The sequence below is a fragment of the Paracoccus seriniphilus genome (genome assembly GCF_028553745.1).
In the GTDB taxonomy this organism is placed as follows: Bacteria; Pseudomonadota; Alphaproteobacteria; order Rhodobacterales; family Rhodobacteraceae; genus Paracoccus; species Paracoccus seriniphilus.
In genome coordinates this window covers 816,198-838,837 of the sequence record NZ_CP067129.1, presented here as the reverse complement: position 1 = coordinate 838,837, position 22,640 = coordinate 816,198, and the positions used below count along the sequence as shown (strand labels likewise).

Here is a 22,640-nt window from a genome sequence, read left to right as displayed (position 1 = left end):
ACTTAATATGGTGATGTCCGAATGACCAACACCCCGATCAACCGATCAATGCATTTTGTCCGAAAGATCGATCGACACGCACTGGAACTCGCCATCGTCGATCCACATCTTGCGACCCATGGCGACCGCATCCAGGCCACAACGGCCATACCAGCGCGGCCAGCTGGCCCCGGTCAGGGCGATCAGCCGGGTGGCACCCAGTTCACGCGCCGCGCCGGTCATCGCTTCGACCATCTTGAAATGCACCTTGCGGCGCAGCTTCTGCGGGATCGCGTGATTGACGAAAACCCGTGAACATTCCCAGGTCTGTTCTTCGACCGGGGCTTCTTCATCCAGCAGGTCCTGCGGAATCGAACCTCCCAGTATGCCCTTTTGCGCGTCGCGGATCATATAGCTGTAGATTCCACAACGTGCCGTGGTCGGCGTCAGGCGAATACCGGCCAGAACATCACCCTTGTCATGTATGGCGATCCAACGGCTTTGTGGCGTATCATATTGATCGAATTCCATATCATCCGCCTCGGGGAGATCCCAGTTCTTCTGGATGATAAAGCTTTGCTTGCGTGCCCGAAACAGATTGGCAAACAATTCGCCATGGTTGTGAAGATTCGAAAAGGAAAGGGTGGTCGTCTGCATTTCTAACGTACTCCTGGGGTGTGAGGGGACCCCTCACTGCCTCACGGTTCCCCTGGGCGAACGCCTACAGCAGGCGGTATTCCTTGGCCCGCTGCAACGCTTCGGCAGTAGTCCGAGCCTTCAGTCTTTCACGGACCGAGATCAGTCTTGCCTTGAACGCGCTTTCGGTAATGCCAAGTTTGGCTGCCGCCGCCGCATGGCGATCACCCTCCGCGATGCAACGAAGGGCTTCTTTCTGAGCCTTGGTAAGGCTCGCCGGCGGCTCTGTAATTTCATGAAGCCGTCGAACTGTCGTCGAGATCTCGGCGATCTCGTCATCCGCAAACTCGCGATCATCGCGGGCAAAGCTGGCAATGGTTCGAGACGCGATCGGACCATGTGACACAGTCAGACCAAAGGTCAGGCCGTGATCGGCCGCGTCCTTGAGTATATTAAACGGATCCGGAATAGGCAGGCTGGACCATCGGCATGCTCCTGTGGTGGAAAACCCCCAAGCAATCGTCGGATCCCGCAACGCATAGCCATTCTCGGAATAGAACTCCGACCAGTCTTCAGGGTAGGTCTGAAACTGCATCAATGGCGCCGCGAAACGGATATGCAGGCCAACGAAATAGCCCGTCGGGGCAAACTTCCCCAACTTCTGCAATGCTGCGTTTATTTCTGCGCGTGAAGACATGGCTTTTTAGACAAATTGCGTTGGTTACCGTCACCATTCAAAGTAAACATGGACCAATATAGTTGCTAGTCAGTTAAACGTTTGAGAGGCCGGTTATGCCGGATTTATCAGTGCCGCAGCAAATACCCGCCGAGGTTGTGGAGCAATTACAAGCTCTTGAGCAATCCGGACATTTGAACAAAAGAGACGTGTGTGAGGTAGAAATCGCACTTCTGAGGCGATTTTCGCATCATGCAATCTGCCATAACCCCATGTCAGCACAGCAAAACGCCCCGCAACTTCCGTTACGGGGCGCATGATTCGCAATCACCGGGCCGCCGGAAAGGCAGCCTTCGCGATCACTCTGCGGCTTCTGCCTCGAGACGGGCGCGATCGGCGGCACCTTTGGCCGAAGGATCACGATCAACCAGTTCGATGATCGCCATCGGGGCCATGTCGCCATAGCGGAAGCCGGCTTTCAGGACGCGGACATAACCGCCCTGACGGTCCTTGAAGCGCTCACCCAGCACGTCGAACAGCTTCGCGACATGCATGTCTTGCTTCAGCTGTGCAGCAGCCTGACGACGGGCGTGCAGGTCACCACGCTTGGCCAGCGTGATCAGCTTTTCGACGATCGGACGCAGTTCCTTCGCCTTGGGAAGGGTGGTCTTGATCTGCTCGTGCTCGATCAACGAGCCGGCCATATTGGCGAACAGCGCCTTGCGATGTTCGTGAGTACGATTGAGACGGCGGTAACCGCGAGCGTGACGCATGATAATTCTCCTTAGACGTCTTTTGCTTTGTCTGGCGGTCCGTGCGTGCGAACCGCTCTCCTTGGGGCAGATGCCCTTCGTCGAACGGGAGCCTTGGCCCCCGTCCGGAACTCATCAGAACTGGTCGTCGAAACGCTTGGCCAGGTCCTCGATATTCTCTGGCGGCCAGTCCACAACATCCATTCCCAGATGCAGCCCCATGCCCGACAGCACTTCCTTGATTTCGTTCAAGGATTTGCGGCCGAAGTTCGGCGTGCGCAGCATCTCGGCTTCGGTCTTCTGGATCAGATCGCCGATATAGACGATATTGTCGTTCTTCAGGCAGTTCGCCGAACGCACCGACAGTTCCAGCTCGTCCACTTTCTTCAGCAGGCGCGGGTCGAATTCCAGACCGTCGTCATTGTCCTGACGGCTGGCCGATTCCGGCTCGTCGAAGTTCACGAAGACCGACAGCTGATCCTGAACGATGCGTGCAGCATAGGCGACGGCATCCTCGGGGGTCAGCGACCCGTCGGTTTCGATTTTCATCGTCAGCTTGTCATAGTCCAGAACCTGACCTTCACGGGTCGGGGTGACTTCATAGCTGACGCGCTTGACGGGCGAGAAAATCGCATCGATCGGAATCAGGCCGATGGGCGCATCTTCCGGACGGTTCTTGTCGGCGGCGACATAACCCTTGCCGGTGGCAACGGTCAGTTCCATGTTCAGATCCGCACCGTCGTCCAGATGGCAGATGACGTGATCACGATTCAGGATCGTGATACCGGCGGTTTCCTGGATGGCGCTGGCCTTGACCTCGCCCGGACCTTTCGCGGTCAGGGTCAGGCGTTTGGGGCCTTCGACATCCATCTTCAGAGTGACGCCCTTCAGGTTCAGGACGATGTCGGTCACATCCTCACGAACCCCGGCAACGCTGCTGAATTCATGCAGCACATTGTCGATCTGAACGGAGGTGATGGCCGCGCCCTGCAACGAGGACATCAGGACTCGACGCAGCGCATTGCCAAGCGTCAGGCCAAAGCCCCGCTCCAGCGGCTCGGCAACCACAGTCGCCGTGCGGGTCGCATCGGCACCCGGCTTGACGACCAGCTGCGTCGGCTTGATCAGCTCGGCCCAATTCTTGTGGATCATGGATTTTCCTCCATACTTGTTTCCGTCTCATGACCAAGGCCGGAAACGCCCGAGGTTAAATGCGAATGTCCGAGCCGCGCGAAACCGCGCGGCCCGGAAGTTAATGATCCAGGATCAGACCCGGCGACGCTTCGGCGGGCGGCAGCCGTTATGTGCAATCGGCGTCACGTCACGGATGGCCGTGATGTTGAAGCCCACGGCAGCCAGGGCGCGCAGAGCCGATTCACGACCCGAACCGGGGCCCTGAACTTCGACTTCCAGCGTCTTCACGCCGTGTTCCTGTGCCTTGCGGCCTGCGTCCTCAGCAGCCATCTGGGCAGCGTAAGGGGTCGATTTGCGCGAACCCTTGAAGCCCATGGTGCCAGCCGACGACCAAGAAATTGCATTGCCCTGAACGTCGGAGATCAGGATTTTGGTATTGTTGAAGCTGGAATTGACGTGAGCAACACCGGTAGCGATGTTCTTACGTTCTTTACGCTTCATACGAGTCTTATCGCGTGCCATATCCGTTCCCCCTTACTTCTTCTTGCCGGCGATGGGCTTCGCCGGGCCCTTGCGGGTACGGGCATTGGTATGCGTACGCTGACCGCGGACCGGAAGGCCACGGCGGTGACGCAGACCGCGATAGGAACCAAGATCCATCATGCGCTTGACGTTCATTTGAACTTCGCGGCGCAGGTCACCCTCGACGGTCAGATTCGCGTCGATATATTCGCGCATCTGCAGAACTTCGGCATCCGACAATTCGTTGACGCGACGGGTGCGATCGATTCCGACGGCTTCACAGATCTGCTCTGCGAACATCGGGCCGATGCCATGGATATAGGTCAGTGCGATGGGGACACGTTTCCCCGTCGGAATGTTGACGCCAGCAATACGAGCCACGCGCTATCCTTTTCGGTTGCGGTTCCGTAACCCCGGAACCTTTTTTCACAACATAAGGCCCGAAAGCCATGCCTCCGGGCCAGTGTATGGTCCATCCGCAGCTACGGATGATTCTCTTGCGAGAATTGCTCATCTAAAGACAGACCCACACCCAGTCAAGGGCATGGATCTGAAACTCTTGACAAAGCGAAAACTCGCCGATCCGTCAGGCCTCGCTCAGGGCCTTGTCGATCTGTGCGGCAACATCTTCCATGGCCGCAAGACCGTCGATGCTGGCCAGTTTGCCCTTGGCGTAATAGTAGCCGATCAGCGGCGAGGTTTTCTTGTAGTATTCAAGAAGCCGTGTCTTCAGGCTTTCCTCGTTATCATCTGCCCGGCGCTTGAGATCGGTCGATCCGCAGACGTCGCAGACCCCCTCTTTCGCCGTCGGCTTGGTCTCATCGTGATAGACCTCGCCGCAATTACCGCAGGTAAAGCGACCGGTGATCCGGCGCACCAGCGCCTCGTCATCAACCTGCATTTCGATCACGCGATCCAGCGTCATGCCGGTTTCATCCAGCAATGCCCCCAGGGCATCGGCCTGGGCCAGCGTGCGCGGGAAGCCGTCGAAGATGAAGCCCTTGCCACCCTCGGCCAGTTTTTCGCGGATCAGGCCGATGACGATCTCATCGGTGACCAGTTGCCCGCGGTCCATGACCTCGGCAACTCGCTTGCCCATTTCGGTGCCCGAGCTGCGGGCCTCGCGCAGCATGTCGCCGGTCGACAGCTGCACCATGCCACGATCTTCAACCAGTTTGCGGGCCTGCGTGCCCTTGCCGGCGCCGGGAGGCCCCAGCAGAATAATATTGATGGTCATAATCTCGGTCCCCCTCGGCGGATGTTTCCGCCGCTAATGTCAGCGCCGCGACGGTGCACGGCGCGCCTTCGCGCTTCCCGCTTTCCGTTTACCACGCAACTGCGATTTCTCAATCAGGCCTTCGTACTGATGAGCCAGCAAATGGCTTTGCACCTGGTTGATCGTGTCCATGGTCACGGAAACGACGATCAGCACGGAGGTTCCGCCGAAATAGAAGGGAACCGACCACTGATGGCGCAGGATTTCCGGAAGCAGGCAAACGGCGGCCAGATAGGCCGAGCCGATCACCAGGATCCGGTTCACGACATAGTCCAGATATTCCTCGGTCCGCTTGCCGGGGCGAATTCCGGGAACAAAGCCGCCCTGATTCTTCAGGTTGTCAGCCACTTCGTCGGACTTGAAGCTGACATTCTGCGTATAGAAATACGCGAAGAACACGATCATCGCCGCGAAGAAGAGCAGGTAGAGCGGCTGTCCCGGGCCGAAATAGGCCAGCAGGGTCGACATGATCGGACCGGTCTGATTGCCCGAGAAGGTAGAGATCGTCGTCGGCAGCAACAGCAGCGAGCTTGCAAAGATTGCCGGGATCACGCCCGCCGGGTTGACCTTGATCGGCAAATGACTGGACTGGCTGTCATAGACCTTCATGCCGACCTGGCGCCGGGGATACTGGATGCGGATCTTGCGAAGCGCCCGCTCCATGAACACCACGAAGGCGATGACTGCGATGACCATCACGATCACCCCAAGGATGACCGGGGTCGAGATCGCGCCCGAACGGCCCTGAGCAAAGAAGTTCGCCAGCGCTGCCGGGATTTCCGCCACGATGCCCACGAAGATGATCAGCGAGATCCCGTTGCCGATGCCGCGCGCGGTGATCTGTTCACCCAGCCACATCAGGAACATCGTGCCGCCGACCAGCGTGATCACCACCGAGGCCTGGAAGAACAGGCCGGGTGAATGTGCCAGACCGCCAGCCTCAAGGCTGCGCGCCAGACCATAGGCCTGAAACAGCGCCAGAGCGACCGTGCCATAGCGGGTATATTGGTTGATCTTCTTGCGGCCCTGCTCGCCCTCTTTCTTCAGCTGTTCAAGCGAAGGCACCATCGAGGCCAGAAGCTGCACGATGATCGAGGCGCTGATATAGGGCATGATCCCCAGCGCAAAGACACCCATCCGCCCCAGCGCACCGCCGGTAAACATCGACAGGATGCCGCCGATTCCGGACTGGGCCTGTTCCATGAAGTTACGAAGCGCCGCGCCATCAATCCCCGGCACCGGAATATAGGTGCCAAGGCGGTAGATGATCAGCAGGCCGATCGTGAACCAGATGCGCTGGCGAAGTTCCGTGGCCTTGCCGAGTGCACCCCAAGAGAGATTCGCGGCCATCTGTTCTGCGGCTGACGCCATGTGTATCCGTCCCGTGTCATGACAGCGCCGCCGACCCGTTTCCGGGGACCGGCGGCGCCAGGAAAACCTGTTTGCTATCTATGGGGCCGGAGGGCCCCTTTCAACAGCTTATTCCGCCGCCGCGGTCTTGGCGGGCAGCGTGACCTTGCCTCCGGCCTTCTCGACGGCTTCCACGGCCGACTTCGAAGCACCGGTCACGGCGATGTTCAGTTTCGCCTTCAGTTCGCCTTTGCCCAGCAGACGCACACCGTCAAGCTTGCGGCGCACGACGCCCGATGCGACCAGGGCATCTTCGGTCACGTCAGCCGTGGCGTCCAGCTTGCCTGCGTCGATGAAGCTTTGCAGCTGACCCAGATTGACGACGGCAAAGGTTTTCGCGTTCGGCGCGGTGAAGCCACGCTTGGGCAGGCGACGATACAGCGGCATCTGGCCGCCTTCATATCCGTTCAGCGCAACGCCCGAGCGCGATTTCTGACCCTTGATACCGCGTCCAGCGGTCTTGCCCTTGCCCGAACCGGGGCCGCGGGCAACGCGTTTCTTCGTGCGGTTCGCGCCATCATTGTCGCGGATTTCATGCAGTTTCATATCGCTTCTCCTGGGCCGGACTCATCCCCGAAGCGATACGGGATGGACACGGCATGCGTTTGTCAAATCAATGTCACCCTGTGACGGGCACCGCGCGCTGATACTAAAGCACGGCGCAAGGGTCAAGGCGCGCCGACCGCAGGGCTGCCCTCGCCTGCGCGGGATGCTGCCGGCATCATTCCCTGTCATGCCTGCACAGGATTTCCGCGACCGATGGCGATCCGCGTCGCGATGATCGCGGCAACGACAGCCGCCAGCAAGGCACATACAATGAAAAAGACACCAAAGCCGGCGCGCTCGGCCAGAACACCTGCACCGGTTCCCAGGAACATGCTCATTGCGCCATCAAGACATTGAAACAGCGTGAAATCCACGCCGCCCTGCGCTTGATCCGACCATCGCATGAACTGGGCGTAAAGCGCGGTAAAACCAAAGGCCAGCAGAGCCGATCCCGCCAGCAGCGCCGCGCCGATCAGCATGATGCCGGGGATCGTCACCCCCAGCGCCCCGGCGGCCAGCAGCGCCATCAGCACCGCCTGCACCCCCAGCGCCACAGCCATGGTCGGCCGCACACCCCATTGTCGCACGACGGCCCCACCAGCCAATGCGCCAAGCACGCCCAGCACCAGACTGCCGAATCCGTTCAACAGGCCAACCGTCTGCAGCGGCAGGCCGAGATCGATCAGAAATGGCCCCAGCATGCCCAGTGCCGATTTCTGGGCAATGACAAAGCCTGCAGTCAGGATCAATCCGCGCCGGATCTCTGCCCGGGCCAGCGCATGGCGCAGACTGGGTAACGGCGCTGCGGCAGAAACCGCCGCTCCCCCGCGTGCAGACCAGGCGAAGACCAGCAACAGAACAGCAACAAGCACAGCCATGGCCCAGACCGACAGGGTCCAGCCCATCGCCGCGACCAGAACCAGCAGCAGGCCACCTCCGATCGCCGAGCCGACATAGGCGCCGCCGACCTGTGCCGCATTGCCCCAGCCATGCTGTGCACGGGACAGGACTCCAACTGCGTGGCCGTCAACGACGATATCCGCCGTCGCGGTCGCGATGGCCACCACCATCAGACAGGCCAACGCCGGCAGCAGCGGGTTCAGCCCCACCGCACCGGCCGTGACCAGGCCAGCAACCGCAACCGCTCCACAGATCAGCGCGATCCGGCCGGTGCCAGGTGCCGCACCCGGCTTCAGACGCAGGCGCTCGACCTGTGGGGCCCACAGAAATTTCAGCGCCCATGGCGCGATCAACAGCGACAACAGACCGATTCGATCCAACGGCAACCCCTGATCACGCAGGACAGCGGGCAGCCCGCCCCAGGTCAGCCCGCCGACAATGCTTTGGGCGACATAGGCCGCCCAAAGCCCCGGCAGCACCGCAAGCGCAGCTTTCGGCGCGCCCGGACGCATCTCAGAAACGCCGGCTCAGGCTGGCACTCCAGACGCGGCCCTCGTCACGATAGCAATAACCCGAGGTGCAGGTGGTCTTTTCCTGATCGAACACATTCTTGACGTTCAACTGCATGCGCACGCCGGGCACCTGCGGCAGATCATAGCTGACGGAAAGGTCCACAAAGGTGCGCGCGTCATTGGTGATGGAATTGCTGTCATCGCCGTAGCTTTCGCCGACATAACGCAGTCCGGCGCCCAGCCCCACGCCCTCCAGCGGGCCGTTGCGAATATCGTATTTCGCCCAAAGCGACAGCGTGTCATTGGGGGTTGCGGAAAGCTCGTTGCCCTCGGTGCCGGTCGCGCCCTTCTCGATCTTGACGCGCTGATGCGCGTAGCTTGCGATCACCCCCCAGCCATTGTCCCAATTGGCCTGCGCCTCCAGCTCCAGCCCGCGGCTGTTCAGGTCCAGCTGCCGCTGGCGGTTGACGCCGGTCGAGGCATCCAGAACGACGCCGTCGCGCTGGTCGATGTCGAACAGGGCCGCCGAGAACAGCAGATTGGTGCCCTGAGGGGCATATTTCATGCCGATTTCGCGCTGCGTCGATTGCGTGGGATCGGCAGGGCTGCCGGTCGTGTCCGAAGCATCGTCATAGACAAAGCCCAGGTTGGGCGAGAACGAGGTCGACAGGCTGGCATAGGCCATGATCCCGTTCGACCAGTCATAGCTGAGCGCGACACGGCCTGACCGGCCCGTGTCGGTCTGATTGGTCACCGTGCCGTCTGCAGCAGTCGAATCGGTCTCGACATGGTCCCAGCGGGCGCTGGCAAAAAGCTGCCAGTTGCCCCAGCTCATCTGGTCATGCAGATAGATTCCGGCCTGATCCTCCTCCTGTGCCCCTGCAAAGGGCACATCCGCCGCAGCGGTTTCGGCAGCAGAAACATAACCAACCAGACTGTTGCTGTCATATTCGGCGTGGGTGACGTCGATACCGGCCAGCACCTCGTGGTCGATGGCTCCGGTAACGACATTCCAGCGCACCCCGGTATCCAGGGTCTGCGTGTCCAGCTCTTCGAGGTAATGCCCCCAATAGCGCGCCAGATCGCTGCCGACCGCATAGTGGCCACTATACTCAAGATCCGCATCGACATGTGCGGCGCGGAACGCCTGGCGCAGGGTCAGATTGTCGGTCAGATCATGTTCGACCTCATAGCCAATGCGCCATTGGTCCTGTTCGAAATCGTTGTATTCGGGATCACCCTCATAGATGTCCGAAACCTCGCCATACGCGGGATTGTAGAACGCCGCCGTGCCCCCGGTCAGCGAATTCGACCATTCACCCAGAATGGTCAGCCGGGTCTCACCGTTGTCCCACGACAATGCGGGGGCGAAATAGGTCTTGTCGTCCTTGTAGCCCGCCAGATCCGTATTCGATTCACGCACCATGCCCGTCAGGCGATAGCTGAAATCGCTGCCTTCGGCGAAGGGCCCCGAGATATCCGCGGAAATCTGTGCCCGATCATTGCCACCGATCGTTGCCTGAATCTCGTGATAAGGTTCGTCCTTGGGCCGTTTGCTGATCAGATTGACGATACCCCCCGGCCCGCTGACGCCATATAGCGCCGAGTTCGGCCCCTTGAGAACGGCGACACCTTCCAGCCCGTAGGGTTCGGTCTTGAACCATGCGGTCGGGGCGTTGTACTGGCGCAGCCCGTCGCGGAAATAGCCGTTGTAATAGGCCGGGAACCCGCGCAGGAAAAAGGCGTCATAGCGCGTGTCATAGCCGTAATTGTTGGGATTCGCGCCAGAGGAATAGCCAAGCGCCTCGTTCAGCGTCTGCGGCGCCTGATCCTCGATCTGATCCTGCGTGACGATCGACACGGCCTGCGGAATCCGTCCGATCGGCGTGTCCAGCTTGGTCGCATCACGGCTGGAAACCGGAACATATCCCTCTTGCACCAGCGTCGTGTCGCTTTCCGCATCAAGCGTGATTTCAGGAAGGACGAGGCTGCCTTCCTGCGCGAATGCCGGCAGGACCGCGGCTTGTGTCACAAGACAGACAATCAGGGATCGTTTCATCGACAGGTATAACCTTCTGTCAGGCCGGGGCGACGTGTTCCGTTGGCGGCCCGGTTCAGCAGTTCATGGCTGACCGGGGGGCTCGGGCACGGGCCGGGCGCAGTCGGGGAGAATTTTCCCGCGAACAACTGATTGAAACAGTCGGAATTGTCAATTAACCAGGTAAAATACTTTCCGACCGCTTTTCCAGCCTCAGGCAAGGTTGACCACATGTCCCATCTTCGCAGCTATCGCAGCATCGGCATCATATCGCGCCCGGCGGGCGCTGCGGTTGCAGCGCTGAAGGCACGGGCCGCGGCATGGGATATACCGCTGGTGGAAACGCCCGAGCAGTTGAGCATGACTGTCTCTGGCTGCGAATTGCGCCTGACGCCCCTGCCCGACAGCGTGACCGTTGATCTGACCGCGCCCGAGCGGCGACTGATCGGCAACCTGCGCGACAGCGCCACCGAACTGTTTGCAGAGATCGGGCTGGACATCAGCTGGGACCATGTCGACACGGGCGAGCTGGCACCCGGCCTGTCGTTGATGCAGGTGGAACGGGTCAGCGCCCTTGGCCCGAATTTCCTGCGCGTCCGGCTCGCCGGCGCAGATGCGGCCCGCTTTGCCGATGGTGGCTTGCATTTTCGCCTGTTGCTGCCGCCGGCCGGGCGGGCAGCGGTCTGGCCGCGCGTCACCGCCAGCGGCCGGGTCGGCTGGCCCGATGGTGAAGATCGGCTGCACAAGCCGGTCTATACGGTTTCGGCGCTGGGTGAAGGCTGGCTGGATTTCGATATCTTCCGCCATGACGGCAGTCCGACCTGCGACTGGGCGCTGGCGGATCCGGTCGGACAGACCATCGCCATCATGGGGCCGGGCGGGGGTTCCTGCCCTGACGCCGACCGTATCTGGCTGTTTGGCGATGAAACCGCCCTGCCCGCCATTCGCCGCATCCTGTCCCGATCTCATCGCCAGGTCAGCGCAGCCATTTCCTGTGCGCCCGAGGATCTGGGTCCGTTGAGGAACGACCCGCGCCTTTGCCGCACGGACGATCTGGTTGACCAACTGGTTGCGACGCAATTTGATGCGGATGATTTCATCTGGTTTGCCGCCAATGCGGAACAGGCAGGCAAGGCCCGCCAGCATCTGCTACAGGCCGGTCAGAGCAAGCGAAACTTTCTGGTGGCCGCCTATTGGTCCTGAACCGCAGGCAAGACCGGCTCTTTCACATCATGACCGGAACGGGGTAGAACCCCGGAAACCCAGCAAGCCCGGAGGCGATGACCTTGTGCCCGGACCTCTACCTGATGCGCCATGGCCAGACGTTCTGGAATGTCGAGGGGCGGCTGCAGGGCCGGCTGAATTCCGATCTGACGCCCAGAGGTCGCCAGCAGGCCGCAGATCTGGCCGCGATCATCCGATCCATTGATGCGCCCTGCTTCAGCAGCCCGCAGGGACGGGCCCTGGAAACGGCGCGAATCGCCTTTGAGGGGCGTGAGTTCCGCGTCGATTCGCGACTGGCCGAAATCGACGTGGGCGAATTCACCGGAATGCGGCTGGCCGATCTGCGCCAGTCCCATCCCGCGATCTTCATCAATGATCTGGACTGGTATGATCAGACCCCGTCGGGAGAGCATTTCACAGAACTTCATGCCAGATGTCGTGATTTTCTGGCCGACCTGAATGGCCCCGCGCTGATCGTCACCCATGGTGTGACCCTGCGAATGCTGCGCCTGCTGGCCATGGGCTGGCCGCTTTCGCGGCTGGGTGAACTGACCGTGGAACAGGGCGCGCTGCATGTCATTCGCGAGCGCAATCATCAGATCTGGCGAAAAACTTGCCTTCAGCGCTCAAGAGGGCTGGATTCCGCCAGAACTGCAGGCTAGAAGCGCCGCTGGGGGCGGTTAGCTCAGCTGGTAGAGCGCTTCGTTTACACCGAAGATGTCGGGGGTTCGAATCCCTCACCGCCCACCATTTCCATCCATCAGATCCATTTGCCCTGCACAGCCCTGGCCGGCCGATGTTTTGCAGCGGATCCGCCCGATCTTGCTAGCAGACAGTGACCGGCAGGCATGTTCCCGCCGGTCTGATGATCCGCCTATCTGGCGCGACGTGCAGCGGCGATGCCCATGACGCGGGCGCGCTTGCGTGGATCATTGTCAAACAGCGCCGCCAGTTGCTCGGTAATGGCCCCGGCCAGCTGTTCCGCATCGGTGATCGTCACGGCGCGTTCATAATAGCGGGTGACATCATGGCCAATGCCGATGGCCAGCAATTCCACGGCCTTCCTGCGTTCGACCATGGCGATGACATCGCGCAGGTGCTTTTCAAGGAAATTGGCCGGATTGACCGACAGGGTCGAATCATCCACCGGCGCACCATCCGAAATGACCATCAGGATCTTGCGCGCTTCGGGCCGCTTGGACAGCCGCCGATGCGCCCATTCCAGAGCCTCGCCGTCGATATTTTCCTTGAGCAGCCCTTCCTTCATCATCAGCCCCAGATTGGGGCGCACGCGACGCCAGGGCGCATCGGCCGGCTTGTAGATGATATGGCGCAGATCGTTCAGCCGCCCCGGCTGGGCGGGACGCCCGTCCTGCAACCATGCCTCGCGTGCCTGCCCGCCCTTCCATGCACGGGTGGTGAAGCCGAGGATCTCGACCTTGACATCGCAGCGTTCCAGCGTGCGCGCCAGAACATCGGCACAGATGGCCGCGATCGAGATCGGCCGCCCCCGCATCGACCCGGAATTGTCGATCAACAGGGTGACGACAGTGTCGCGGAACTCGGTGTCATTCTCGACCTTGAAGCTGAGCGGCGTGGTCGGATTCGCGACGACCCGTGCCAGACGACCCGCGTCCAGCACCCCCTCCTCCTTGTCGAACTCCCAACTGCGATTCTGCTGGGCCTGCAGGCGGCGCTGCAATTTATTGGCCAGACGGCTGACCGCGCCACGCAGCGGTTCAAGCTGCTTGTCCAGATAGGCGCGCAGGCGTTCCAGTTCGGCCTGATCGGCCAGTTCATCGGCGCGGATCTCTTCATCCCAGGCCTGGCTGTAGACCTTGTATTCCGCCGAGGCCTCGCTGACCGGAGGCGGCATATCGGGCGGAGCTTCCGCCTCGGGCACCTCGGCCTCATCGGCAAGCTCGTCATTGGCCTGATCATCCATGCTGACCTGTGCCTGACGTTCGTCCTGCTGCTGTTCCTGCGATTGCTCGGGCGAGGCATCGGCCTCTTCGTTCTCGTCCTGATCGCCGGACTGATTGTCGCCGGCCTCTTCGTCCTGTTCGGCGTTTTCCTCGGCCTCGTCATCCTCGGGTTGATCGGGGTCGTCGCCCAGCTGGTCGCCATAGCCCAGCTCGCTGATGACACGCCGCGCCAGACGCGCGAAAGCCTCCTGGTCATCCAGCACATCATTGACATTGGCGATGGTCTCGCCGGCCTGCTGTTCAATGAACGGCCGCCACAGATCGGCGACATTCTGTGCGCCCGGCGGCAGGGCCCGCCCCGTTGCCGCCTGACGCAGCACATATCCGGCCGCCACAGAAAGTGGCGCATCCGCAGCCTGGGTGATCTGACCATAGCCCTTCTTGTCGGCTTCGGCCCCAAGCTTGGCGTCGATATTGGACAGCGCACCGGGCATGTCGCGCGCGCCCAGGGCCTCGCAACGGGCGGTTTCCATCGCCTCATACAACTCGCGCGCCATCGGCCCGCTGGGGGCGAACTTGTTATGGGTGGCGGCGTCATGGTGGCGAATCCGCATGGCCAGTGCATCGGCCGTGCCCCGCGCCAGCAGGATTTCGTCACGACCCATCCGACGGCTGATCTGGGGCAGCCGCATCGTGTCTCCGGCCACGCCCGAAGGATCAGCGCTGAAGGTCACGTTCAACTCGCCCTCATCCGCCATCGCGCGGGTGGCTTCGGTCAGGGCCTTCTTGAACGGATCGGCGGGGTTATCAGAATTCTTCATATCTTCCATAGACCACCAGGCGCAGCCTGTCGCAAGGGGGCAGATATCGCGGCCCCTTGCCGCCTGCGGTTGCACAAATGCGGAGAATCCGAACGGCGAGGTGGCGCGACAGAGCGGCTCGCCTCAATATTCGTCCAGATCGACCGCACAGAAATCGGGCCAGCCTTGATCGTCCATGCGCCAGTCCGACAGAAGGTAATGGGCCGGCTGTCCGCCTTCCTTGTGGATGGCGGACAGTCCCGAATCGGCAGAAGGGCTGATATCCTGCACCCATCTGCCGGTCAGCAGATTCCAGTCGCAGGTCGCCGAGGCCCCGGTCAGGCGATCCCATTGATTCAGCGTATAGCCGGCAATGCGGATTTCGCCTTCACGCTCGGCCAGGGTCAGGGTCTCGTCCCAGGCATTGCGGCCGATGCCGATCTGCTCTGCCCGGACCTTCAACCCGTGGTTCGACGTGACCTCAAGCTGCGGAATCTGCCCGGCCATCTGGCCCATCCACAGCAGATTGCGCCCGATCGCGATCGGCTGGCCGACCCGCTCATCGGGCGCTCCGACCAGAATGACCAGATCGGCACTGCTGGCATCGGGATCGCCACTGGCCAGCAGAATCGCCCGCTCGGCACCGATATATTCATCCGAGATATCGACCTGAACGGCCTGAACGATGCGCGGCAGGATCGCCGCCTCATCGGCAGGCAGTACCGGTTGCGCAGCCGCCGAAACCCCGATCAGCGCGACCGGGACGGACAGACAGGCTGTCAGCGCGACCTTCACAGCGCCTTCGCGGCGGCGCTTTCGGGCAGTTCCTCGTCAAACAGACGCTGATAGAACTCGGCCACGGTCTGACGCTCGAGCTCGTCGCATTTGTTCAGGAAGGTCAGCCGGAAGGCATAGCCGATATCATCGAAGATCCGCGCATTCTGTGCCCAGCTGATCACGGTCCGCGGTGACATCACCGTGGACAGATCGCCCTGGATGAAGGCGGTCCGGGTCAGATCGGCAAGGCTGACCATCTGGCTGATGATCTTGCGGCCCTTCTCATTGTTGTAGGTCGGGTTCTTGGCCAGCACGATTGCCGTTTCGGCATCATGGGACAGATAGTTCAGCGTCGCCACAAGGGACCAGCGGTCCATCTGCGCTTGGTTGATCTGTTGCGTCCCGTGATACAGCCCGGTCGTGTCGCCCAGACCCACGGTGTTCGATGTCGCGAACAACCGGAAATAGGGGTTCGGCGTGATGATTTCGTTCTGATCCAGCAGGGTCAGCTTGCCATCAGCCTCGAGCACGCGCTGGATGACGAACATCACGTCGGCGCGCCCGGCGTCATATTCGTCAAAGACGATGGCGGTCTGGTTGCGCAGGGCCCATGGCAGGATGCCCTCGTGAAAGACCGTGACCTGTTTTCCATCGACCAGCTTGATCGCATCCTTGCCGATCAGATCGATCCGGCTGACATGGCTGTCCAGGTTGACCCGCACACAGGGCCAGTTCAGCCGCGCCGCAACCTGTTCGATATGGGTGGATTTCCCGGTCCCGTGATAGCCCTGCACCATGACACGCCGATTATAGGCAAAGCCGGCAAGGATTGCCAAAGTCGTGTCGGGGTCGAACTTATAGGTGCTGTCGATCTCGGGGACGCGCTCGCTGCGTTCGGCAAATCCCCTGACCTTCATGTCGCTGTCCAGACCGAACACTTCGCGCAGGTCGATCTCTTCGGTTGGTTTGGCGTTCGCGTCCAGCATATTCGGGCCCTTTCCTCGCATCCGCGCCTTGATCGCGCATTCGTGGCGACTGTGCAAGCAGGGCGCGCGTTGACGCCCCCAAACTGCGCCCATAAGGTTACGCCAAACCGGAAATCACCATCGAGACACATTGTGCAGGATGCCCGCCGACTTCAACTGGAAGAAATGATAGCGCGGGTTGCCATGGGCGACCGCTCGGCCTTTGACGCGCTGTATGATGTCACATCGTCCAAGCTGCATGCTGTCTGCCTGTCGGTTCTGAAAGACCGCCCCGAGGCCGAGGAAACGCTGCAGGACGTGTATATCAAGGTCTGGCAGAATGCCTCGCGCTATGCTTCGAACGGCCTCTCCCCGATGACATGGCTGATCACGATCGCCCGCAACCGCGCGATCGACCGGCTGCGCGCCCGCCGGTCGCGCCCCGCGGGCATGGCCGCCGATCTGGCCGAAACCGTCGCCTCGACCGAACCCGGCCCCGAATCAGTGGCGATCCGGGCGCAGGAACGCAGGATGCTGGACGACTGCCTGTCGGCCATGGCCGATCAGCAGGCCCAGGCCGTACGTGCGGTCTATCTGGAGGGCGCCACCTATGCCGATCTGGCCGAACGCGAGGGCAAACCGATCAACACCGTCCGCAGTTGGCTGCGCCGCAGCCTGCTCAGCCTGAAGGACTGTGTCAGCCAATGAGTGAAGAGATCCCACTGACCCCAAGCGAAGAAGATCAGGCGCTGGCGGCGGAACTGGCCATTGGCCTGCTGGAGGGCGACGAGGCCGCCGCCGCAGTGGCCCGCCTGTCCGAAGACCCGGATTTCGCGCAATCGGTCCGCGACTGGCAGGAACGCCTTGCCACGCTGGCCGAAGACCTGACCCCGGTCATGGCCCCTGCCCGCGCAAGGCAGGGCATTCGTGAAAAGCTGGGCCACGTTCAGGCACCTCTGGCCAAGGATCTGAATGCCACCGCCCCATGGTGGCGCCGGCCCTTCGCGCTGTTCGCGGGCTTTGCGACCCTCGCCGCTCTGGCCGCATTCCTGTGGCTGCCCGATCAGGCCAGCCGTCAGCCCGCCCCCGGCCAAGCGTACACCGCCGAGCTTGTCACCGAGGATGATGCCCTGCGCGTCGCGGCACGGGTTGACGGGCGCGACATGGAAATCGCGCTGGAAGACGGATCTGCCGGTGAGGGGCGCGACTATGAAATCTGGTGGATCAAACCGGACGGCTCGGCGCCGATCTCGATCGGGCTTGTCCCGCGCGAAGGATCATTGCGCATGACCCTGCCCGAAGGGCTGGATCCGTCCGAGGAAATCCAGATCGCCCTGTCCGACGAGCCCGAAGGCGGATCGCCGACAGGTCAGGCCACCGGACCTGTCGTGGCCATTGCGGCGCTCACGAACTCGTGACATCGAAAATTTTGCCTCTCTGCGCAACTTTTTCGGAATCCCTCCGTGACTAGGGGCAGAGGGACGGGAAAACCCCGTCCCGGTTTGCCCGGAGGAAGACCATGACCCGCATCAAGACCGCGATCCTTACCGCAACCGTGACCGCCGCCCTGACCGGAGGTGCCTTTGCCGCCAACACGATGGTCGGCGGTGCCGAGATGAGCCCCGACAAGAACATCGTGGAAAACGCCGTCAATTCCGCCGACCACACCACGCTGGTCGCGGCGGTGAAGGCTGCCGGTCTGGCCGAGACGCTGATGGGCCCCGGCCCCTTCACGGTCTTTGCCCCGACGAATGCAGCCTTTGCGAAACTGCCGCCGGAAGCCGTCGCCGACCTGCTGAAGCCTGAAAACAGGGAAACGCTGGCAACCGTCCTGAAATGCCATGTCGTGGCCGCCGATGCGATGTCACCGGCCATCGGCAAGATGATCATGGATGACGGCGGCGCCCATCCTGTTCCCACTCTGGGGGGCTGCACGCTGACCGCCTCGATCAATCCTGACAACAATGCGTTGCAACTGACGGACGAGAATGGCTCGGTCGCCACCGTCACCATTCCCGATGTGGATCAGTCCAACGGCGTGATCCATGTCATCGACACGGTGATGACGCCTCGGATGTGATCGTCCCCGGATGTGATCGTCCTTGCGTCCGCCTGATCACAGGCTGACAGACCGGCCCGCGTGATGAATTTCGCGCGGGCCTTTCCTTTGGACGCAACGGTTTCCGGCTTGCGGACAGATGCGGGGTTGCAACCTGACCGCCGCCCTTTCAGATTCACAGTCAGCAACAGGACAGGATCGGACAACATATGAGCGGGCTGATAGCGCTTCTGGATGACGTCGCCGCGATTTCGAAAGTGGCCGCGGCGTCAATTGACGATGTGGCGGGTCAGGCCGCCCAGGCCGGGGCCAAGGCCGCAGGCGCCCTTATCGATGATGCCGCTGTCACGCCGAAATATGTGCATGGTTTCCATGCCAGCCGCGAACTGCCGATCGTCTGGAAGATCACCAAGGGATCGATCTTCAACAAGCTGGTGATCCTGTTGCCCGTGGCGCTGCTGCTGTCAGCCTTTGCGCCATGGCTGATTACGCCCTTTTTGATGATCGGCGGGGCCTATCTGTGTTTCGAGGGGGCCGAGAAGATCGCGCATCTGTTCATCCACACGGACCGGCATGACAGCGAAAAGCATATCCACCCCGACGGTGACGGCTCGGCCCTGGAAGAAGAGCGCGTCGCCGGCGCGATCAAGACGGATTTCATCCTGTCGGCCGAGATCATGACCATCGCCCTGTCCACGATTCCCGCCGAAGATCCGCTGTGGATGAAAGCCCTGATCCTTGGGGTCGTCGCCATCGGCATCACGGTCACGGTCTATGGAGCCGTGGCGCTGATCGTGAAGGCCGATGACGTCGGCGTGCATCTGGCAACCGATCGCAGGGGGCTGATTGCCGCCTTCGGGCGTGGGATCGTCAAGGTCATGCCCGGATTGATGACGACGCTGACCGTCGTGGGCACGGCGGCCATGCTCTGGGTCGGTGGCAATATCATCGTCCACGGTCTGGACTCGCTGGGATGGTCGGCCCCCTATGACTGGATCCATCATCAGGCTCTGGCCGTCGCGGCCGCCATCAATCACTGGCCCGGCGCTGTCAGCTGGATGACCACCGCGTTTTTCGACGGTATCGGCGGCCTGATGCTGGGCCTGGTGCTGATCCCGATCACCACCGGCCTGATCAACCCCCTGCTTCAGGCAACCGTCCTGCCCCTGCTTGCAGCCATCAAATCGCTTTTCGCCGCGAAGCCGGAATCCTAGACCTGCGGTTCGCAACCGAAAATTGAACCCAAACATGGAAAAAATAACAACAAAGTCGAAAAAAACAGAATATTGACCGAATGAACAAAGGCTGTCACATTTCCTTCACAGCATCGTTGCACGTTCGTCATCAAGCGCCGCTAGGCCGACTTTGAACCGCAACCTCACTGGGAGGAAAAACATGTCTCGTATTCTTACCGCATCGGCCCTTGCGCTGATCGCGTCTCTCTCGGCCGCCAATGCCAAGACCGACATCCAATGGTGGCACGCCATGGGCGGCGAACTGGGCGCCAAGCTGGAGGAGATCGTCAAGGGCTTCAACGAAAGCCAGGACGAATACAATGTGATCCCGTCCTACAAGGGCACCTATCCCGAAACCATGACCGCTGCCATCGCGGCATTCCGCGCCAAGCAGCAGCCCGCCATCGTGCAGGTGTTTGAAGTCGGCACCGGCACCATGATGGCCGCCGAAGGTGCAATCGTGCCCGTCCACCAGTTGATGCAGGATCAGGGCGTTCCCTTCGACCAGGACGCCTTCCTGCCCGCGGTGGTCGGCTATTACACCGATACCGATGGCAATATGCTGTCGATGCCCTTCAACAGCTCGACCCCGATCCTGTATTACAACAAGGACATCTTCGAGAAGGCCGGCCTTGACCCCGACACCCCGCCCAAGACCTGGGGCGAAATGGAAGAGTTTTCCAGGAAGATCATTGATTCCGGCGCGGCATCCTGCGGCTTTACCACGGGCTGGATCAGCTGGATCCAGACCGAGAATTTCAGCGCCTGGCACAATCAGCCGATCGGCACCGAGCAGAACGGTTTTGGCGGTCTGGACGCGAAACTGACGGTGAATGGCCCGGTTCAGGCCAAGCATTGGGCCAATCTGAAGAAATGGGCCGATGAAGGCATCTTCAAATATGGTGGCCCGGTGGGCGGCGACAACGCCCCGCCGATGTTCTATTCGCAGGATTGCGCGATGATCATGAACAGTTCGGCCAGCCGCGCGGGCGTCATCGCCAATGCGACCGATTTCGAACTGGGCTATGGCATGCTGCCCTATTACGACGATGTTGAAGGTGCGCCTCAGAACAGCATCATCGGCGGCGCGACGCTTTGGGTTCTCTCGGGGCGCCCCGACGAGGAATATGCAGGCGCGGCCAGGTTCTTTGAATATCTGTCCTCGCCCGAGGTTCAGGCCGACTGGCACCAGTTCTCGGGCTATCTGCCGATCACCCAGGCAGCCTATGATCTGGGCAAGGAACAGAACTACTATGATCAGAACCCCGGCTCGGAAGTTGCCCTGCAACAGATCACTCTGAACGCACCGACCGAGAATTCCAAAGGCCTGCGTTTCGGCAATTATGTGCAGATCCGCGGCATCATCGACGAGGAATTCGAACAGATGCTGAGCGGGTCCAAGGATGCGCAGGAGGCTCTGGACAGTGTTGTCGAACGCGGCAACAAGCTGATCGCGGAATTCAAGGCGCAGCACCAGTAAGCCTGCTACAAGACAAGGGGGCGCAGCCGTCTGCGCCCCCTTTGCCATTTTTTGACCGGAACCCCGATGAAGCGCACCATATTCAACAATCAGCTGCTCCCCTGGCTATTGCTGGCACCGCAACTGGCCATCACCTTCATCTTTTTCCTGTGGCCCGCCGGTCAGGCCATCAAGCAAAGTTTCCTGCGTGAGGATGCCTTTGGCATCAACACCAGCTTTGTAGGGCTGGACAATTTCACAGCCCTTCTGGACAGCCCCGAATATCTGAACTCGCTTCAGGTGACGGCGGTCTTTGCCGTGCTGGTCACGGCCTTGTCGATGGGCCTGTCGCTGCTGCTGGCCATTGCCGTGGACAGGATGATCCGCTCCACCCGCGTTTACACGACTCTGCTGGTCTGGCCCTATGCGGTGGCCCCGGCCGTCGCCGGTATCCTGTGGTGGTTCATCTTCAACCCGACCATCGGGATCATGCCCTATCTGCTTGACGTGATCGGCTATGACTGGGACCACATCAGCTCCAAGACCGACGCGATGATCCTGGTCGTGATCGCCAGCGCGTGGAAACAGATCAGCTACAACTTCCTGTTCTTCGTGGCCGGGCTGCAGGCCATTCCCGCCAGCATGCGCGAGGCGGCGGCCATTGACGGCGCGGGGCCCGTGCGGCGCTTCTTCGACATCACCCTGCCGCTGCTGTCACCGACGACATTCTTCCTGCTGGTCGTGAATATCGTCTATGCGATGTTCGACACATTCGGCGTCATTGACGCCACCACCGAGGGCGGCCCGGCGCAGGCCACCAACATCATGGTCTACAAGGTCTATTTCGACGGTTTCGTTGGCCAGAACATCGGCAGTTCCGCAGCGCAATCCGTGGTTCTGATGTTGCTGGTCATCACCCTGACCGTGATCCAGTTCCGCTGGGTAGAAAAGAAGGTCGAATACTGATGATCGAAAACCGCCCCGGCCTGAACCTGCTGGCCCATCTGGTCCTGATCCTTGGCATCGCGGTGGTCGCGCTGCCGGTCTGGGTCGCCTTTGTGGCCTCGACCCACAGCGCAACGGATTTCATGTCGGGCACGGTCCCGATGTGGCCCGGCCCGCATCTGGTCGAAAATTACAGCCGGATGCTGGATGCCGGCGTCTCGACCAGCGGCACACCGCCCGTCGGAAGGATGATGCTGAACAGTCTGATCATGGCGCTGTCAATCGCGATCGGCAAAATCGCCATTTCGATCCTGTCGGCCTTTGCCATCGTCTATTTCCGCTTTCCGTTTCGCGGGCTGGCCTTCTGGTGCATCTTCATCACGCTGATGCTGCCCGTCGAAGTGCGGATCGTGCCGACCTTTCAGGTGGTCGCCGGTCTGGGCCTGCTGAACAGCTATGCCGGGCTGTCGATCCCGCTGATCGCCAGCGCCACGGCCACATTCCTGTTCCGGCAGGTCTTCCTGACCATGCCTGACGAACTGGTCGAGGCCGCGCGCATCGACGGTGCCGGCCCGATGAAATTCTTCCGCGACATCCTTCTGCCGCTGTCGCGGACGAATATGGCGGCACTCTTTGTCATCCTGTTCATCTATGGCTGGAACCAATATCTCTGGCCGCTGCTGATCACCACTGACGCACAATATTATACCATCGTCGCGGGCATCAAACGCATGGCCGACGCGGTGGACGGTTTGCCCCAATGGCATCTGGTCATGGCGACAGCCGTGCTGGCGATGCTGCCGCCCGTCGCGGTGGTCATCGCCATGCAAAAGCTGTTCGTCAAAGGACTGGTCGAGACGGAGAAATAAC

At 61.1% G+C, this 22,640-nt stretch carries 23 protein-coding genes and 1 tRNA gene; 10 read left to right on the top strand and 14 right to left on the bottom strand.

Annotated elements, in window-relative coordinates; translation table 11 throughout:
• Positions 1–45: 45 nt before the first annotated feature.
• The 11 genes from JHW44_RS04115 to JHW44_RS04065 form a co-directional block, all read right to left on the bottom strand.
• On the bottom strand, positions 46–636 hold the full coding sequence (locus JHW44_RS04115; protein WP_089344982.1) for an acyl-homoserine-lactone synthase: 591 nt from the start codon (positions 634–636) through the stop codon (positions 46–48).
• A gap of 64 nt (positions 637–700) precedes the next feature.
• Entirely contained in the window at positions 701–1,312 is a 612-nt protein-coding gene (locus tag JHW44_RS04110; protein WP_089344981.1) for a helix-turn-helix transcriptional regulator, read from the bottom strand.
• 338 nt (positions 1,313–1,650) lie between these two features.
• Positions 1,651–2,064 (bottom strand): 50S ribosomal protein L17, encoded by a 414-nt coding sequence (gene rplQ / locus JHW44_RS04105; RefSeq protein WP_089344980.1) that lies wholly within the window; start codon positions 2,062–2,064, stop codon positions 1,651–1,653.
• A gap of 114 nt (positions 2,065–2,178) precedes the next feature.
• A complete protein-coding gene (locus JHW44_RS04100) occupies positions 2,179–3,195 on the bottom strand; it encodes a DNA-directed RNA polymerase subunit alpha (RefSeq protein WP_089344979.1) in 1,017 nt (338 codons plus the stop codon).
• A 114-nt stretch (positions 3,196–3,309) separates the two neighbouring features.
• The gene (gene rpsK / locus JHW44_RS04095) at positions 3,310–3,699 is read right to left on the bottom strand and encodes a 30S ribosomal protein S11 (protein ID WP_089344978.1); all 390 of its coding nucleotides are present in this window, start codon (positions 3,697–3,699) and stop codon (positions 3,310–3,312) included.
• Between the two features lie 12 nt (positions 3,700–3,711).
• On the bottom strand, positions 3,712–4,080 hold the full coding sequence (rpsM, locus tag JHW44_RS04090; protein WP_089344977.1) for a 30S ribosomal protein S13: 369 nt from the start codon (positions 4,078–4,080) through the stop codon (positions 3,712–3,714).
• A gap of 205 nt (positions 4,081–4,285) precedes the next feature.
• The gene (locus JHW44_RS04085) at positions 4,286–4,936 is read right to left on the bottom strand and encodes an adenylate kinase (protein WP_089344976.1); all 651 of its coding nucleotides are present in this window, start codon (positions 4,934–4,936) and stop codon (positions 4,286–4,288) included.
• Between the two features lie 39 nt (positions 4,937–4,975).
• Positions 4,976–6,346, bottom strand: a complete 1,371-nt coding sequence (gene secY / locus JHW44_RS04080; protein WP_089344975.1) for a preprotein translocase subunit SecY — start codon at positions 6,344–6,346, stop codon at positions 4,976–4,978.
• Positions 6,347–6,454: 108 nt separating this feature from the next.
• The gene (gene rplO / locus JHW44_RS04075; protein ID WP_089344974.1) at positions 6,455–6,931 is read right to left on the bottom strand and encodes a 50S ribosomal protein L15; all 477 of its coding nucleotides are present in this window, start codon (positions 6,929–6,931) and stop codon (positions 6,455–6,457) included.
• Positions 6,932–7,116: 185 nt separating this feature from the next.
• A complete protein-coding gene (locus JHW44_RS04070) occupies positions 7,117–8,343 on the bottom strand; it encodes an MFS transporter (RefSeq protein WP_089344973.1) in 1,227 nt (408 codons plus the stop codon).
• 1 nt (position 8,344) lies between these two features.
• Positions 8,345–10,402: a TonB-dependent siderophore receptor gene (locus JHW44_RS04065; protein WP_089344972.1), complete on the bottom strand. Its 2,058-nt coding sequence runs from the start codon at positions 10,400–10,402 to the stop codon at positions 8,345–8,347.
• A 210-nt stretch (positions 10,403–10,612) separates the two neighbouring features.
• On the opposite strand from JHW44_RS04065, the gene JHW44_RS04060 reads away from it, so the two are divergent.
• The 3 genes from JHW44_RS04060 (at position 10,613) to JHW44_RS04050 (ending at position 12,355) form a co-directional block, all read left to right on the top strand.
• Positions 10,613–11,584, top strand: coding sequence for a siderophore-interacting protein (locus JHW44_RS04060; protein ID WP_089344971.1), 972 nt, complete (start codon positions 10,613–10,615; stop codon positions 11,582–11,584).
• Between the two features lie 77 nt (positions 11,585–11,661).
• Positions 11,662–12,267 (top strand): histidine phosphatase family protein, encoded by a 606-nt coding sequence (locus tag JHW44_RS04055; protein ID WP_089344970.1) that lies wholly within the window; start codon positions 11,662–11,664, stop codon positions 12,265–12,267.
• Between the two features lie 12 nt (positions 12,268–12,279).
• Positions 12,280–12,355, top strand: a tRNA-Val gene (locus tag JHW44_RS04050).
• Between the two features lie 124 nt (positions 12,356–12,479).
• Here the strand turns inward: JHW44_RS04050 and cobT are convergent.
• The 3 genes from cobT to cobS all read right to left on the bottom strand — a co-directional run bounded on the left by cobT (position 12,480) and on the right by cobS (position 16,093).
• Positions 12,480–14,351, bottom strand: coding sequence for a cobaltochelatase subunit CobT (gene cobT, locus JHW44_RS04045; RefSeq protein WP_089345011.1), 1,872 nt, complete (start codon positions 14,349–14,351; stop codon positions 12,480–12,482).
• 123 nt (positions 14,352–14,474) lie between these two features.
• Positions 14,475–15,125 (bottom strand): hypothetical protein, encoded by a 651-nt coding sequence (locus JHW44_RS04040; RefSeq protein ID WP_089344969.1) that lies wholly within the window; start codon positions 15,123–15,125, stop codon positions 14,475–14,477.
• On the bottom strand, positions 15,122–16,093 hold the full coding sequence (cobS, locus tag JHW44_RS04035; protein ID WP_089344968.1) for a cobaltochelatase subunit CobS: 972 nt from the start codon (positions 16,091–16,093) through the stop codon (positions 15,122–15,124). Before cobS ends, JHW44_RS04040 begins: the two co-directional genes overlap by 4 nt.
• 165 nt (positions 16,094–16,258) lie before the next feature.
• Here cobS and JHW44_RS04030 point away from each other — a divergent pair, with 165 nt between their 5' ends.
• The 7 genes from JHW44_RS04030 to ugpE all read left to right on the top strand — a co-directional run bounded on the left by JHW44_RS04030 (position 16,259) and on the right by ugpE (position 22,639).
• Positions 16,259–16,780, top strand: a complete 522-nt coding sequence (locus JHW44_RS04030; protein ID WP_245847235.1) for a sigma-70 family RNA polymerase sigma factor — start codon at positions 16,259–16,261, stop codon at positions 16,778–16,780.
• Positions 16,777–17,490 carry an anti-sigma factor gene (locus JHW44_RS04025; RefSeq protein WP_089344966.1) on the top strand — a complete coding sequence of 238 codons (714 nt, stop codon included), beginning with the start codon at positions 16,777–16,779 and terminating at the stop codon, positions 17,488–17,490. Before JHW44_RS04030 ends, JHW44_RS04025 begins: the two co-directional genes overlap by 4 nt.
• Positions 17,491–17,591: 101 nt before the next feature.
• Positions 17,592–18,152 carry a fasciclin domain-containing protein gene (locus tag JHW44_RS04020; RefSeq protein ID WP_089344965.1) on the top strand — a complete coding sequence of 187 codons (561 nt, stop codon included), beginning with the start codon at positions 17,592–17,594 and terminating at the stop codon, positions 18,150–18,152.
• A gap of 188 nt (positions 18,153–18,340) precedes the next feature.
• Positions 18,341–19,345 (top strand): DUF808 domain-containing protein, encoded by a 1,005-nt coding sequence (locus JHW44_RS04015; RefSeq protein WP_089344964.1) that lies wholly within the window; start codon positions 18,341–18,343, stop codon positions 19,343–19,345.
• A 181-nt stretch (positions 19,346–19,526) separates the two neighbouring features.
• Entirely contained in the window at positions 19,527–20,846 is a 1,320-nt protein-coding gene (gene ugpB, locus JHW44_RS04010; protein ID WP_089344963.1) for a sn-glycerol-3-phosphate ABC transporter substrate-binding protein UgpB, read from the top strand.
• Positions 20,847–20,912: 66 nt separating this feature from the next.
• On the top strand, positions 20,913–21,791 hold the full coding sequence (ugpA, locus tag JHW44_RS04005; protein WP_089344962.1) for a sn-glycerol-3-phosphate ABC transporter permease UgpA: 879 nt from the start codon (positions 20,913–20,915) through the stop codon (positions 21,789–21,791).
• Entirely contained in the window at positions 21,791–22,639 is an 849-nt protein-coding gene (gene ugpE, locus JHW44_RS04000) for a sn-glycerol-3-phosphate ABC transporter permease UgpE (RefSeq protein WP_089344961.1), read from the top strand. Before ugpA ends, ugpE begins: the two co-directional genes overlap by 1 nt.
• The last annotated feature ends 1 nt before the right edge of the window (position 22,640 follow it).